This is a genomic window from Shewanella sp. CAL98-MNA-CIBAN-0140, from assembly GCF_040309905.1.
In the GTDB taxonomy this organism is placed as follows: Bacteria; Pseudomonadota; Gammaproteobacteria; order Enterobacterales; family Shewanellaceae; genus Shewanella; species Shewanella psychromarinicola.
On record NZ_JBEOPI010000002.1, the window covers coordinates 106,434 to 121,124 of the forward strand.

General features: G+C 42.1%; 12 protein-coding genes and 1 pseudogene. 4 read left to right on the plus strand and 9 right to left on the minus strand.

Annotated features, from left to right (window positions below):
* The first annotated feature begins 11 nt into the window (after nt 1–11).
* Both AAEY93_RS01655 and AAEY93_RS01660 read left to right on the plus strand, forming a co-directional pair.
* Complete coding sequence (locus AAEY93_RS01655; protein ID WP_351074612.1) at nt 12–1,046, plus strand: aldose epimerase family protein; 1,035 nt, start codon at nt 12–14, stop codon at nt 1,044–1,046.
* Nucleotides 1,036–1,449 (plus strand): DUF2391 family protein, encoded by a 414-nt coding sequence (locus AAEY93_RS01660; protein ID WP_101033880.1) that lies wholly within the window; start codon nt 1,036–1,038, stop codon nt 1,447–1,449. The genes AAEY93_RS01655 and AAEY93_RS01660 overlap by 11 nt, the downstream gene beginning before the upstream one ends.
* 118 nt (nt 1,450–1,567) lie before the next feature.
* On the opposite strand, the gene AAEY93_RS01665 is transcribed toward AAEY93_RS01660, so the two are convergent.
* Both AAEY93_RS01665 and AAEY93_RS01670 read right to left on the minus strand, forming a co-directional pair.
* Nucleotides 1,568–2,002 (minus strand): hypothetical protein, encoded by a 435-nt coding sequence (locus tag AAEY93_RS01665; protein ID WP_124012641.1) that lies wholly within the window; start codon nt 2,000–2,002, stop codon nt 1,568–1,570.
* 360 nt (nt 2,003–2,362) lie between these two features.
* Nucleotides 2,363–3,376 carry an NAD(P)H-quinone oxidoreductase gene (locus tag AAEY93_RS01670; RefSeq protein ID WP_351074722.1) on the minus strand — a complete coding sequence of 338 codons (1,014 nt, stop codon included), beginning with the start codon at nt 3,374–3,376 and terminating at the stop codon, nt 2,363–2,365.
* A gap of 196 nt (nt 3,377–3,572) precedes the next feature.
* Here AAEY93_RS01670 and AAEY93_RS01675 point away from each other — a divergent pair, with 196 nt between their 5' ends.
* Nucleotides 3,573–4,364, plus strand: a complete 792-nt coding sequence (locus tag AAEY93_RS01675; protein ID WP_164839432.1) for a substrate-binding periplasmic protein — start codon at nt 3,573–3,575, stop codon at nt 4,362–4,364.
* A 160-nt stretch (nt 4,365–4,524) separates the two neighbouring features.
* Nucleotides 4,525–4,713, plus strand: a pseudogene (locus tag AAEY93_RS01680) (hypothetical protein); the annotation flags it as partial.
* A 175-nt stretch (nt 4,714–4,888) separates the two neighbouring features.
* On the opposite strand, the gene dauA reads toward AAEY93_RS01680, so the two are convergent.
* From dauA to AAEY93_RS01715, 7 genes are all read right to left on the minus strand, one after another.
* Nucleotides 4,889–6,631, minus strand: coding sequence for a C4-dicarboxylic acid transporter DauA (gene dauA / locus AAEY93_RS01685; RefSeq protein ID WP_351074615.1), 1,743 nt, complete (start codon nt 6,629–6,631; stop codon nt 4,889–4,891).
* A 608-nt stretch (nt 6,632–7,239) separates the two neighbouring features.
* Entirely contained in the window at nt 7,240–7,455 is a 216-nt protein-coding gene (locus AAEY93_RS01690; protein WP_335687134.1) for a hypothetical protein, read from the minus strand.
* Nucleotides 7,456–8,251: 796 nt separating this feature from the next.
* The gene (locus AAEY93_RS01695; RefSeq protein ID WP_351074617.1) at nt 8,252–9,475 is read right to left on the minus strand and encodes an OprD family porin; all 1,224 of its coding nucleotides are present in this window, start codon (nt 9,473–9,475) and stop codon (nt 8,252–8,254) included.
* A 763-nt stretch (nt 9,476–10,238) separates the two neighbouring features.
* Nucleotides 10,239–10,691, minus strand: coding sequence for a hypothetical protein (locus AAEY93_RS01700; RefSeq protein ID WP_351074619.1), 453 nt, complete (start codon nt 10,689–10,691; stop codon nt 10,239–10,241).
* A 10-nt stretch (nt 10,692–10,701) separates the two neighbouring features.
* Nucleotides 10,702–11,358, minus strand: coding sequence for a TorD/DmsD family molecular chaperone (locus AAEY93_RS01705; RefSeq protein WP_351074621.1), 657 nt, complete (start codon nt 11,356–11,358; stop codon nt 10,702–10,704).
* Nucleotides 11,359–11,433: 75 nt separating this feature from the next.
* Nucleotides 11,434–12,111: a DMSO/selenate family reductase complex B subunit gene (locus AAEY93_RS01710; RefSeq protein ID WP_101033871.1), complete on the minus strand. Its 678-nt coding sequence runs from the start codon at nt 12,109–12,111 to the stop codon at nt 11,434–11,436.
* 13 nt (nt 12,112–12,124) lie between these two features.
* Nucleotides 12,125–14,671, minus strand: a complete 2,547-nt coding sequence (locus AAEY93_RS01715; protein WP_351074623.1) for a DMSO/selenate family reductase complex A subunit — start codon at nt 14,669–14,671, stop codon at nt 12,125–12,127.
* Nucleotides 14,672–14,691 lie beyond the last annotated feature (20 nt).

A 14,691-nucleotide genomic window follows, 5' to 3' on the forward strand; every position in this document is an offset into this window, starting at 1 on the left:
GAGAGGCATAAATGGTACGTTTTAGTGTGCTGGAACCTTGGCAAGATCCCCGTGGTGGTGAGATTGAACGAGTTATAATTGATAATGGCATCATCGCACTTGAAGTATTAAGTTTAGGTGGCATTATTCGATCATTATGGACCCCCGATCGCAGTGGTGAGCGTAAGAATATTGTCTTAGGTTGCGACAGTGTCGAAGACTATTTAGTCCAACAAGCCTATTTAGGCGCCATTGCAGGACGTTACAGCAATCGTATTGCCAATGGCAAAACGCAATATAATGGTAACGAGTATCATCTTAGCGTTAACCAAGCGAGTAATTGTTTACATGGCGGCATTGAGGGCTTCAATCGCAAGTTGTGGCAGCTTGGGGCATTAAGTGATGGCATGCGCTTAACCTTAAAAAGCCCAGACGGCGACATGGGATTTCCGGGCAATTGTACTGTGCAAATCGATTACCGTTTGGTGGCTAACAACTTGTACGTTGAAATGCTCGCCAGCACCGATAAAGCCTGTCCAATCAGTTTAACCCAACACAGCTACTTTAATTTAGACGGCAATCGCAGCGACACCAACCAACAACATACCTTGCAAGTGGATGCGAAAACCTACCTCACCATGAACGATGTTGGCATACCAACGTCAATGCAAGCGACTGCGGGCAGCGACTTAGACATGGCTGTACCTACGCCAATGTCGGTACAAACGGAGCGCGCTGCATTAGCCGCTACCAAGGGGTTTGATCATTGCTATGTGTTAGATAACCCAGGGGCAGACTTGCAACGTTTTGGCTGTTTAGCCAGTCCCAATAGCGGTCGTAGCATGACGGTTTATACCAATCAACCTGGGGTACAAGTGTATGGCGCTAACTTTTTACAAGGCACTATTGGCAAAAAACAGCGAATATTGAACGACCATCAAGCTGTGTGTATTGAACCGCAAATGCTACCTGATTCACCTAATCAACCCGACTTACCTGGCGATGTGTGGATAACACCTGGCCAAGTGTATCACCACATAACTCGATACCAGTTCGATGCCGAGTAATCCGCCGGGAAAGACGACATTTAACGCCGAAGATATTGGCCAAATTGCCGTGGGCGCTTTTGCCTTGTCGGTGCCGATAGCATTTTCTGAAGAAGCATGGCGTTTATCGGCAAGCTTACCGACATTAAATTTGGTTCTGGTGGTGGTGTTATCGCTAGCATTTATTACTCTGTTTGCTTACCAAAGTGTATTTCAGGCAAATATTGTTAAGCGCAGAGGAGCCTTTTTTTTGCGGGTGATAGCGGCGTATATATTGACGTTATTAGTGGTGGGTATTGTGCTATTGGCATTAAATAAATTGCCCTTATGGGACGATCCCATTTTAGCATTAAAACGGATTATTTTGATTGCGATGCCCGCATCCATGGGGGCGATAATTGTCGACAGTTTCGACAAAGAATAAACGGCATAAAGAATGGATTATTCTTTATGCCGTTAGTCATCTATAACAAATAAAAAATAGGATGATAAGATTAACCACAGAAACATCTTGAGTCGGAGACTTAAAGTTATCTGCTTGTTTAATCGTCTACGCTATCCCCCATTTCATCAAAGCTATCGTCATCATCATCGTCATCTAATTCTGGGATGTCATCATCTGTGTCAACAATTTCATCTGGCTCTGGTACAGGTTTAGCCTTACGAGAAGGCGCAGTATCAGGTACTTTTGACAAATCGATACGTGATTGATGTTTTAACATAAACTCAGCACGCTCCGCTTTCCAAGCTTCATTTAACTCAGCGATAGCGACTTTTGTTTGTTCATCATCCAAGTCATATAAATTAACTTTAACGATGTCTTCTACATACTCAACAATTGTGTTTCGAATTGTATTGTATAAGTAGATGCGTCCTGGAGACGCTTCTGGCAATTGGTTATCATGAACGACGATAGTGTTACCTTTCGATGTTCTTAATTCACCAAACCAAACTTGTTTTTTTGCCGTGTTATACATATATGCTAACGCCCTTAATCAACACATATTCTAAAAATGATGCAGGATTATTGAAGATAACATCTTCATACTGCGCCACGATTATCTGTTCTGTATTTGTGTGGGTATTTAACCAGAATATTTCTGATAATCAATGCCTAAAACGATGAATTTTCGCGTAATCGCATAAAAATGTCGGTTGTAGTCAGTTTTTTACACTTTACTGTCATTTTTCTCACCAAATAAACGTCCCAAAAAAGTGATTAACCACTTTCAGGCCAATCACTATGTCATCACGACTTTAGCTTAAAAAAACCAAGCTTCAAGTTTTTTATCAAAATATATCGCTGATTAAGACCCAATCGCTACTCTGTGCATGACTTAACCAGCTTGCGCTTGCAGAGCTAACACTATTTTGCCTTTATGTTGCCCAGACTCCATTCGCTGGTGCGCCTCAACCACCTGTGAAAAAGCAAATACGCTGTCGACAGGGATACTCATTTCACCGTTATTCAATAATGGCCATACATATTGAGCCAAGCCTTGTGCAATTTGGGCTTTATTAGCCACACTTTGTGGTCGAAGGGTTGAACCTGTCCACACTACCCGCTTCGCCATAATGCGGAAAATATCCACGTTGGCCTGTGCACCACGCTCCATTGATACCGATACCATGCGCCCGTCTACTGCGATGGCTTTTAAGTTCTCATTAATAAAGTCGCCACCGGCAATGTCCATAATCACATTAACCCCTTGGCCACCCGTCGCCTCTAAGATGGGTTCAACAAAATGCTGCTGGTTATAATTAATCGCCACACTGGCGCCTTGCTCAAGACAATATTGGCATTTTTCTGCACTGCCCGAGGTAGCAAAAACGGTCGCGCCTAGACAACTCGCCATTTGAATCGCAGTAGTACCAATTCCGCCAGAACCACCATGAATAAGCACGGTTTCACCTGCTTTAAGCCCGCCGCGAATAAATAAGTTACCCCAAACAGTAAAAAAGGTTTCTGGCAGAGCAGCAGCTTGTACGTAACTGTAACCGGTGGGAATAGGTAAGCAATGAGCTGCGTAAGTATTGACTAACTCGCCATAGCCGCCACCGGGCACTAATGCACACACTTTATCGCCTACTCGCCACTGAGTGACATCGTCGGCTACAGCAACAATTTCACCCGCCACTTCTAAACCAAGAATAGGGCTGGCATCTGCTGGAGGTGGGTAAGCACCAGCGCGCTGTTTGATATCTGGGCCATTAACGCCAGCAGCATACACTTTAATCGTCACTTGGCCCGCGGTTGGCATCGCAAGCGTTGACTGAGTCATGGTCATCACACTGGGTTCGCCGGTTTGTTCAGCAACCACATGGGTAAATTGTCTATTTAATGTCGCCATAAAAATATTATCTCGGTTGGTTGTTATCAAAAAGTAACCAGAATTAATAACCTGTTATAGGGCTCTGGGATCTGTTCACAAAACAGACATGTTTATTAAGGAACAACTAAACTAGTATCTTTTTTAATCAAAAAAGGTTGTCTATACACTTTAAACAATTACTATACTCGCCCATTCAAATCATGGAGCAAAATACTTGTTAAAGTACTTTATCGTTTTACTGTCTCTTTTCAGTATTAATGCCCACTCTGCGCCTCTTCGAATCGCCTCAGATATTTGGTGTCCGTATATCTGCGAAAATCAAACTGGATACGTTGTAGAACTAACCCGTCGCGCTTTTGAGATCCAAGGTCAAGCCGTTGAATTTCGAAAGCTTCCGTTTAAGCGGGCATTGATTGAACTGCAAAGAAACAATATTGATGCAGTGCTTGCACTGACCGCAAGCGCGATAGCCGACAATAAATTACTCAGTGCTGATGTGATTTTGGGCTATAACAGCAACGACTTTTATACTCTTGTTGACAGTAATGAGTCATTTAAGCAGATTAGCGACCTGAATAAAACTCAACAAGCGGCGATAGTGAATGGTTACGGCTATGGCGCAGCACTTGACGCCTGGTTTAACGCGCATGCTAATACGTACTTTGCCTCAGGTAGCGATCCATTAGCGATGAATATTATTCGCCTTGTAAAAGGCCGTCATTCCGTAATCGTCGACAACAGAAATGTCATTGAGTACACCGCGAGTCAATTAAATTTAAGTAAACAGCTTCGCTATGCTGGCACCATAGGAAAACCTGTGCCCTTGTATGTTGGTTTTAGTCAGCAAAATAAAGCCCATGCGATCACCTTTGCTAACGGCATAGATATACTAAAAGCTAATGGTGAATATCAACAGATTATCAATAAGTACAAAATTTTACCTGAATTAACCTCAGGCGAAGTCCGCCACAAAAACCTGCAAAAGTTTCTGCCTAGCTTCAATTAATACTGCTAGCCGTTTTTATGCCATAGGGAATTGGCATCAGCAAGGTGCAAAACTTCATAACCCTCTTCTCACTGCATAACCTTATTAAGTTAGTTACACTGCCCCAAAAAAAAGATATCAATCATCATTTTGGGTTTATTGGCATCAGTTTTCTACTGTCAAAGGAGTATTTGTGCGCGTGTATCGTCAACTTGAAGAGAGCCTACCCACGCCAAATGATTATCGCAATGCCGCTGGTGAACCGGGAGTCGATTACTGGCAACAGCAAGTTGATTATAAAATCAATGTCACACTTGATGAACCAAAGCGTCGTATTCGAGGTGAGCAAGTGATTACTTACCACATTAATGTTGAGCGTAATAAGCACGTTACTTCAGCAAGACTGCACATAGCAGACGCTTGGCAGTATATTGAAGTGGCACCGGCTAGCAAATAAACACCATCACCGTCAGCTAATGACAAAATAGCAAGCGCCATACTGACCAACCAATACTTCTGGTATTAATCCGTCAGTATGGCGTTTCTTATATTTTACTAACCGCAATCTCACTAACCACATCATCTAGCGCATCAGCCAAGGTTGAATAGGTCTCGCAATGAACGCCATCTGGTGCAAAGCCCGCTTTAGCTAAGGTTTTAAGTGGCTGAAATTGGAAATCGGCCAACAATACCCGAGTGTTATTATGTCGACATTTACCGAGGAATTTGTACAGCGCTGCCACTCCGCCGGAATCGAGTATCGATACCCCATCTAGGTATAGAATCACCCCATCTTGGCTCGTGCTTAAATGCCCTAACTCACCAAACACAGTGTCGGCGGCCGCAAAAAATAACGGGCCATTAATCTTAAATACTTTCCAACGTGGGGGTAACTCAACATGTATGTGCTTTTTCTGTCCACTGATGTCTTTCACCTTGGTCATGTCGGCCACTTGCTTCATAAACAATAACGACGCCAAAATAATCCCCGCACTGATGGCGATCACCATGTCGAAGAAAATGGTCAGTGACAAACACACCATCAACACCAACACTTCGCTGGCGGGGGCTTTTTTCACCAAGTGGACAATCTTGTGGGCTTCGCTCATGTTCCATGCCACCATGATCAGCAATGCCGACATGCCTGCCATCGGGATATAAGCCAAAATAGTACTTAACGATAATAAAGACACCAACACCACAACCGCATGACACATGGCCGCAATCGGGCTTACTGCGCCGGCTTTATAGTTAGCGGCAGAGCGTGCAATGGCGGCTGTTGCGGTAATACCGCCAAAAAATGGCGTGATAATGTTACCAATGCCTTGGCCAAGTAATTCACTGTTGGCACTGTGCTTTTTACCTGACATGCCGTCGAGCACCACGGCGCACAGTAACGATTCAATCGCACCTAACATGGCAATCGCAAATGCCGCTGACAATAGGTCTTTGGCTACTGCCCAACTCAACACCAAAGACGATTCATCTGCTTGCGTGCGTAGCCAAGGCCATTGAAAGTCGGGCAACATTGATGGAATGCCAGCCCCCAAGGTGCCATCAGGCAAGGTAAAACTAAAAGTAGAACCTATGGTGGCCACATTAAAGCCTTGCTGGTTAAATACCGCCGCCACCAGACTGGCGATAACCACAGCAGGAAGATGGGCAGGAACAGCGATTTTGAGCTTAGGCCATAGAATAAACACCCCTAACGCGCTTAATCCCACCAGCAATGTCGGCAGTGAAAATGCAGGTAATGCTTGTGCTAACGCAACAACTTTACCCACAAAACTTTCGGGCATCTCGGTAATGCTTAAGCCGAAAAACCCTTTAACTTGCAGCACAGCAATCACCACGGCAATACCGCCGGTAAAGCCTAACGTGACGGACTCTGGGATATATTGAATATATCGTCCTAGCCGAAACAGCGCCATAACGATCAAAATAAGCCCAGATAAGAGACTGGCAAGCAGTAAACCTGATAAGCCATATTGTTGGACTATAGGATATAAAATTACCACAAACGCAGCGGTAGGACCCGATACGCTATAACGCGACCCCCCCGTAAATGGGGTAATAAAACCGGCAATAATGGCAGTATATAAACCGTATTGGGGCGCAACACCAATGGCAATAGCCAACGCCATCGACAACGGAATGGCAATAATACCTACGGTCAAACCTGCTAATAAATCTTTATAAAATGCAGTAGCCTTGTAAGGAACATCTTTTAAGGACTCTCTAAGTGCATGACCAATTCGCAAAGAAAATAAATGCTTTCTATATTTCATCGTCAAGTAACCTCGTAAAACCAAACTGTCTTCGGCGTGCAAAGAGATACCGGTAATTATATGCTCATATACATACAATTCAACAGCCTTGCAGTTATAATGCGATTATCATATTAAAATAATTAAATGATAATCTTATTATAATAAATTGTTGTAAAAAAGATCCATGAACAGGCATAGAAACGGAAGCAGCAACAAGCTGAATGCATTAATGATAACCAGCCTAAACAGGGCTAAATAACGCTGCCGTACCCAAGTCACTTCAAAATGTTCGTTGCAAAAATCCTACGGGAACTCCCGATGGCCAAGATGAAAACAACCTGTTTCTGGGTGATGTCATGCTAAAAGCGAAGCGAAAGGCCTATAGGCTATACGAGCTAAAAGCCTAGAGGCTAGGACGCTTTGCGGCTGCTAGATGTTATAAAATCATGCGAGCAAGCGGTGACGAGCGATAACAAGCGAATAAACGTAAAAGCTAAAGCATAGCCCTTACTTAATGGCTGTACTAAGATGAAAGAGTTCAATCGTTTTATCGTTATGGGCTAAATGCTCATTGCTGCGCGATAAGCACACACCAAGCTAACCAGTATTAGGCATGATGACGATCATCAAGCAGATACTAATCCAATATCACGGTCACCAAACACCACTGACACTTTTCTGCCACTGCCCATATCTGTATGGTGATAATACCATCCATACTGAGCAATCAACTTTTGAGTGAGTTCAAGACCTAGGCCAAAGCCCAAATCATCTGCATCATATGCGGTAGAGTCACAGTGATTCTCGATATTGACCCTGTGGCCTGATTGCTCAATAATCACTCGGCCTTCTGCGGTATGCTGTAATGCATTGCGAATTAAATTGCTGATAATGATCCGGCATAAGGTTTTGGGTATGTATATTCTAAGTCATCGGTATTAACAATCACTTCTACTGGTTTAGCAAAAGTAAAATAGCCGAGGTCTTGCAGCAACGGTTTTATTCATCAACCTAACGTCACCTAGGTAAGCGATAAACGCTTACTTTCTTGGCGATTTAGCCATAACAAGGTTTCGGTTAAATCCGTCATGGTTAATCCTGCCAACGATTGTACCTGCACATCTTAAGTGTTTAAGGTCACTAGCAACGGTTATACCTGCCTCCGGTTGACGTTCTCAGTCGGTGTAATTGATATTTTCGGCAGTACTGCCCCTCAACTCCCTCGCTACTATCAGCGCCAGTATAAAGATCGACAGGTTAAGATGAGGATGGGGGATGTGGAATGGAGAAAGCTGAAAGCAACGTTGAAAACAACTGCTAACCTTGAAAAGTAGTGCCAAATGGGTAATTTAATGACTTATGTTTGTTATCTTTGCTGCCAATATAAGTCGCAAGGCTGTAAAAGATGTTGCGGCAAGCATGACTATCAAAATTGGAATTACGAGTTTGGCCGTATGAGGCGCTTAGCCCTGCGAGCGGCTTGGCTGTAGGTTTCTTGTGCTATGTTGCTGCTGACTTTATTTATTTCGCTGCAGCCTCGTCACCCAATGGCTGCAAAAAATTAGCGTTGCGGTTATTGTGAAACAATCAAAAAAGAGGCCAGGAGGCCTCTTTTTCACATATTAAAGTCTATATTGCTTAGAATGAGTAAAAGAACTTAGCTCTTAGCTCACCCTTGTCTTTTGCATCTGCGTCAGTGCCGTAGTCATAAACGGTGTAACGGATCGAAGTCGAGCAGCCTTTGAATGCGCCAGAAAGTGTATAACCAACATCTAAGTATGTTTGTGTGAGTTGATTTTTAGATATTGGGTTATCTGTTTCTGTATGAACCAGTTTCAATTTCAAATCAGCAAACGATTTAGCAACACCAACTTGCCAAGTATCAGCGTCTGCATTGTAGTTGCCTGATGTTAACGTAGAACTGGTAAATGACGCTGTGGCGGCCTCACCAATACCGCGATTAACCGAACCGTCTTGATCAACTGTAGTGTAAGATGCGTGCACATTATAACCGCTAAACGATGCGCCGACTTTATAACCCATTAACGAGCTATCTTCAGTCGCGGCATCATCGTAGTTAGAGCCATAGTACTGTGCAGCTACAAATGGGTGAAATTCGCCACCAAAGGTGTAGGTCGCATCAACGTAGAGATCCGCCACTTCATCGATAAAATCAACATAGTGAGCTTGAAGATTTAAATTCTCAACAGAATTATTTTTGATGTATAAAGACACGGCACCGTCGGTTCCAATATCGTAGAAACCGCCCACATCTCCGCGCTGTACATCATCATTGAAAAAGGTTGCTGCGTTCGTATACTTAGTAGCTTTATCCGTACGGGTTTGGTATTTTGTTACGTTTGCTAAAGATACGAGTGTATTTGGCAAATCGGTATTGGTAATCGAGTAGGCTTCAAAAGATTCTTTAATCAAACGCGAACCCGAACTTTTGATCAAAGGTAGTGCCATGTATTGGCGACCGCCTTTGAAGCTTGTGTTGTTGTATTTGTAACCAATATAAGACTCCGACATTACGGCGCCTTGGGCATTCATAGACGTCTTCATCTTATCAGCAGGATCATCAATGCTGGTCACATGAGAAGTTTGTAGTGTGGTGCCAAAACTGAAGCCGTAGAATTCAGCAGTGTTATAGTTTACGAAACCACCGTTGGCCCATATGTTGTTGTCGGCAGCTTCGTTAGAGTCATAGCTTTCATCGAAGTAGTAAGACTTTACTTGTCCTTTAAACTGACCATCTGAAAATGCGTCCGCAAGGGTGTCGCTTGCTAAGGCACTGCCACTGATACCGGCCATTGCCATTGCCATTGCAATCACGAGTACATTCTTATTACATTTCATCATCTATTTGCCTTTGATTTATTTGTATTATTTTATTAACGGTATTTTCAAGGCAGTTATCGCCTAAATTGTTATACCGTTTTTTGAGCGGTGGAATGTGTAGATAAGTTTGAGTTACACATCAAAAATTACGCTTCAAAACATGAATGAGAGTCGTCTCATTAATTATCGAATAAGATATTACTTCTTTGGGTATTATAGAGTTTAGATCGAGATCACTTAACCGCAGTAAATGGTAGCTTTTTTCTAGTTGTTAGATAAGCATCTCAACGAGGTAAGTGAGTTGTTAGATAAACATCGCAACTAGATGAATTAGTGTGACCTAATACTTTGCATGCGGATTAGATAGGCATTATTATTACTTTTTGTTAACATTAAATCTAATTATTCAGTCAGCCTTTGAATAAAAAATATTATATGAAACAGCAATATTATTACTACCTCAGTGTATAACTGAATATTAGTTTTATTAAATAATATAACTACATATTTTTATGTTAATCGAGAATGGTTTTTACCTAATTGAGCTTGAGTAATAAACTCGTTATCGACTTGCAAGCCATAGACTTAACAATATGATATTATTACATAATTTAAGTGTTACTGAAAAATTAACTGCCGACTTTTACTCCAATGTTTAACGTTGCCATAGCAGTCAAACTTACTCAGATTTTTAACGTTAATGTTATCTTTTGACTTTTGAGGATATATCTTTTTGGCGTTAATTCTGTTACAGATTGCAGATGATATATATATAATTAAGTACTTATTTCATGTTTTTAATGTTAACTCTACTTTCTAGATCTATTGAATAAACCTGAGCATATATTCTTTTAATAAGATTAATAAAATCATCACTACTTTGATCATCACGTTTTTGGTTAACCCATACATTAGACAGGGTAAGAATGAGTCTTTCTGCCTGGTTTAAATTGCTTTGTTGAGATACTTTTATAAATAAAATTTGGCAGTTTATGACTAGGCATTTAAAAACTAATTCATCTTTTAGAGGACTTTCAGTATCTTGATTCTCTTTTGTTAACCATATTGGTTCACCCTCACAGTACACTAACGCGGCGATTAAGTTAGTTACCGTCTTAATATCAGTAGCACCATTAAATAATTGCATTATTTCTTCTGAACGCCGAAAGTTTAACAACAAGCTATAACCTAAATCAGCTTTGTGCCATTGTTGTACTAATGATTGAAGAAATGCCATTGATATTAACCTACCGATAAATTGCAATTTTTTTGGGTGTAAGTTCAAATGTTTGTTCAAGATACAACAGATAATCTCTCGCTAAAATGGAGAATCCTCTATAATAGTCTGTTTCAGCATGGGTATAGGCGAGCTCCAGACATCGGTAAGCCCAAGGCAGCAAATGTTGCTCTAGTAATTCATCTATCGCTTGTTGAATATTTGGATTTTGTGGTGCTTCAATCGCTTTGTTCAATAAGAATGACAGTACCGCAAATATTAACCCAATATGATCGACAGGTTCATTCATTTTCATGTCGATATTGATATTGTTAGCGGCATAAAACCGTTTTAAAGTAATGGTACTGTGGTCATTAAGCAACTGTGAAGAACTTGTATAGGCTGAGCCCCAAGGCGCGGCTAAAGGCGTACCAGGGCCATAGAATAGTACTCCATATTCGAGTTTCAGCTTAAGTAGCTCTTCTTCATTATCGGTCCATTGATCAATATAAGCTTTTAGGTGCGTTAATCCTTTATTGTCGGGATCTGTGACTAACAACTTAGGCCAGTTTTCAACAATATCTTGCTGTTTAAAGGTATTGATTAAGTCCGACTCGGGATAAACGGTCAGTACAGAATGCAATACATTGGCAATTGCCTGTAAATCTTGAAGCTTTTCAATGTTCATATCATTCACATTTGGTTATAAATTTAACTAGGAAAGAAGGGTGCAATAACATTATTACACCCTGTATTTACTAATTTATACTTCTCGAACGTTTAAGATCCGACCCATGCTCGAACCAACGGGTTGTGCTTTCCTAGAACCCTTAACAATTAAGTTCGGCGATGTAATCGATTCTGATGGTAATGGAGCAAAGTGGCCATCGCCGTTGCCATATTTAGCGCGAAGGTTTTCCATCGTATCAAAGTCCAGCGCTCGTAAAGGGCATGACTCAACACAAATCGGTTTTTTACCTTCTGCTAGCCTATCAGAACAACCGTCACATTTGGTCATGACTTTGCGTTCAATATCAATCTGAGGCGCATCGTACGGGCAAGCTCTTGAACAGCTTTCGCAGCCAATACATAACGACTCTTGAACCAGTACCAAACCATCTTCTTTTCTTTTATGCATGGCTCCTGTGGGACATGCTTTTACACACACAGGTTCATTACAATGGTTACAACCGATAGAGGCATAATAGGCAAATATATTTTGCTCATAACTCTCATCGCTATTTTGCTCCCACGTACCACCGCCATATTCATAGACTCTTCGCCATAGCATGCCGGGTAATGCGGATACACCTTGAGTGCTGACATCATCTTTATTACGCGTTATACCAACCATTCGATCTTTACAGGCTATGTGGCAAGTTTTACAGCCAGTACATTTACTGCTATCGAAATAGAATCCTAATTGAGTTTCTTGTGTCATTTTAATTTACCCCTCAAGCCTTGACTACCTGAACACGATTGGTGTGCTGTGGATTTCCCTTTGATACTGGGGACGGATGATATTTTGTCAGAGTGTTAATACAGCCTCCAATATCCACAACATGGCCAGATGGACCGACTTTCCCACTCGCATCTGGTTTATACCAAGCACCTTGCCCTAAAGCACATACTCCAGGAGTGACTCTGGGCGTGAGTTTTATCGGCATTTCAATTGTTCCTCTACCGTTATAAACATGAACCATATCACCATCAGATAATCCTCGAGCAGAGGCATCTTTGGGGTTCATCCATACCGCATCTTCTACCGCTTCACGAAGCCACGGCACGTTATGATAGCTTGAGTGCGTTCTGCCTTTAGTGTGGTAGCCACATAATTGCAATGGGTATCCTGCATCGATAGCTTGTTGATCTTGATAGCCATCCCAAGTCACAACATATTGCGGTAATGGGGTAATTTCATCTCCAGTAGGCAGAGACCAGGTTGCCGCTTTACGTGCCAGTGATAATGAGAAAATCTCAAATTTTCCTGATATTGTTGGTCTTGGATTCGCAATTGGATCTTGAATATAGGATTGGAATGCGATAACTGGTGAAGACATATATTTACGGAAAACCCCCACTTTCTGGGCTTCTTGGTATGTATCAGGCATATCGACATCGGCATTCATCGACTTAGTTTCTTGATAAAGCTTTTCACACCATTGTTCACCGGTAAGCCCTTCAGTGTATGCAGCACCATTACCCATAGCGTTAGCAATACCAGCACAGATTTCATACATAGATTGCGATTCGCCTAACGGCTTCAGTGAGGTACTCATAAAGGTTGCATAGGCCATTTGACCAGATGCATATGAATCGTTTGCATAATCTACTGATTCTAGCCAAGTGCTATCTGGCAGTAAGTAATCGGCAAATTTAGCTGACGATGTCATCCAGCAATCACTGACAATAATCAGTTCACACTTACTGTCATCTTGTAAGATTTGAGCGGTGCCATTACTGTCTGAGTGTTGATTCAGTAAAGCGTTACCCGCACAGTTGATAATAGCCTTAATATTGGTACCCAGTTTAGCTGGATTGTTATCAACCCGCTCTTGGCTACCACTAGATTTAAAGCGAACGCCATCTGACGTTCCGCTAAAGTCTTCACCGCGCACAACGGCATCAGACCATGTGAAAACAGGGATGGTAACATCTACTGGATTGCTACCTGCTTGCATACCTGCAACACCAAAGCTATAGCTTGAAGGCATTGCACCACTATTGACACCAGCACGACCTATTTTTCCGGTCATAATGGCTAAGGTGTAAACGGCTCTAGTGGCTTGGTCGCCATTGGCATGTCGACTAATACCTGCACCTGCAGAAATATAGGGGGCTTCAGCGGCCATCATAGCGGTAGCTAACTGTTCAATTTTATACGCTGGGACTCCGCATACCACTGCAGCCCAATCTGGCGTTTTAGCGCCATCTTGCTCAAATATGCCTTGGCCCATAATGTAATCATGGTAATTTTGGTCTGGGTCGATAAATTCAGCATGTGAAGCAATGAACGGATCGGCGTTTAGCGTAACAGACGCCTTAGTATTGACTAGCGATGCTTTGTCATAACCCACAGCATATTTATCTAAAAATGGTTTCGCGTTTTGGTCAACCCAGCCACTATTAATCATTTGATAAATAACCGCTTCAATTAACGCGGCATCAGTACCAGGGCGGATCGCAAGCCACTCATCTTCATTGCCACGCATTGAATCTGTGTATCTTGGTTCTACCATCCAGACTTTAATATTCTTTTTATTATTTTCTAGAGACTTAACAAAATCATAGCCTTCACCGCTACCACTCATGCGTGTTTCGTTTGGATTAAAACCAAAGCCAACAAATAAATCAGAGTTAACGATTTCGCTTAATGAGCTGCCGCCAATGCTATCCCATTGATCGCCATAAGTCGCCATACACGCTGGATACACACCGGCCCATGAATAATCCCAATGATGGTCTAGAAAACCGCCATTTAAATTCAGTAATCGACCCCAGGTGGCGGTATTCGATGAGAAACCATAATAAGCGCCTGTACCGTAATGCATATAAATGGATTCAGGGCCGTAGTTATCTTTAATGGCTTGTAATTTTGAGCCTATTTCTGAATAAGCTTGTTCCCAACTGATAGGGACAAATTTTGCCTCGCCTCGTTTACCCACACGTTTCATTGGTGAACGTAGTCGGTCAGTTGCATAGGTTCTTTGACGAAGTGAACGACCACGTGGACATGCTCGAGCCTGATGGTTTACACCATATTCATCGGTTGTTTCATGGTCAGTTTCTATTCGAGTGATAACCCCGTCTTTACTGAATACTTTAATAGGGCAATTTGAACCACAGTTTACCAAGCATGCAGACCAGTTAAGTTGTTCAAGCGAACTTTCTGGTACTCCAGGCGGTATTACATTGATTTCTTTCGCACTATCTTCACACCCAGTGATAGTTGCTGCAGCGCCAATTGCTGCACTCATTTTTAAGAAATTTCTACGTTCCATTTCTATATCCTCGCGTAGTA

Coding starts and splice junctions, on each gene's coding strand:
- AAEY93_RS01655 (WP_351074612.1), top strand. CDS start 12: ATGGTACGTTTTAGTGTGCTGGAACCTTGGCAAGATCCCCGTGGTGGT.
- AAEY93_RS01660 (WP_101033880.1), top strand. CDS start 1,036: ATGCCGAGTAATCCGCCGGGAAAGACGACATTTAACGCCGAAGATATT.
- AAEY93_RS01665 (WP_124012641.1), bottom strand. CDS start 2,002: ATGTATAACACGGCAAAAAAACAAGTTTGGTTTGGTGAATTAAGAACA.
- AAEY93_RS01670 (WP_351074722.1), bottom strand. CDS start 3,376: ATGGCGACATTAAATAGACAATTTACCCATGTGGTTGCTGAACAAACC.
- dauA (WP_351074615.1), bottom strand. CDS start 6,631: ATGAAATATAGAAAGCATTTATTTTCTTTGCGAATTGGTCATGCACTT.
- AAEY93_RS01695 (WP_351074617.1), bottom strand. CDS start 9,475: ATGATGAAATGTAATAAGAATGTACTCGTGATTGCAATGGCAATGGCA.
- AAEY93_RS01700 (WP_351074619.1), bottom strand. CDS start 10,691: ATGGCATTTCTTCAATCATTAGTACAACAATGGCACAAAGCTGATTTA.
- AAEY93_RS01705 (WP_351074621.1), bottom strand. CDS start 11,358: ATGAACATTGAAAAGCTTCAAGATTTACAGGCAATTGCCAATGTATTG.
- AAEY93_RS01710 (WP_101033871.1), bottom strand. CDS start 12,111: ATGACACAAGAAACTCAATTAGGATTCTATTTCGATAGCAGTAAATGT.
- AAEY93_RS01715 (WP_351074623.1), bottom strand. CDS start 14,671: ATGGAACGTAGAAATTTCTTAAAAATGAGTGCAGCAATTGGCGCTGCA.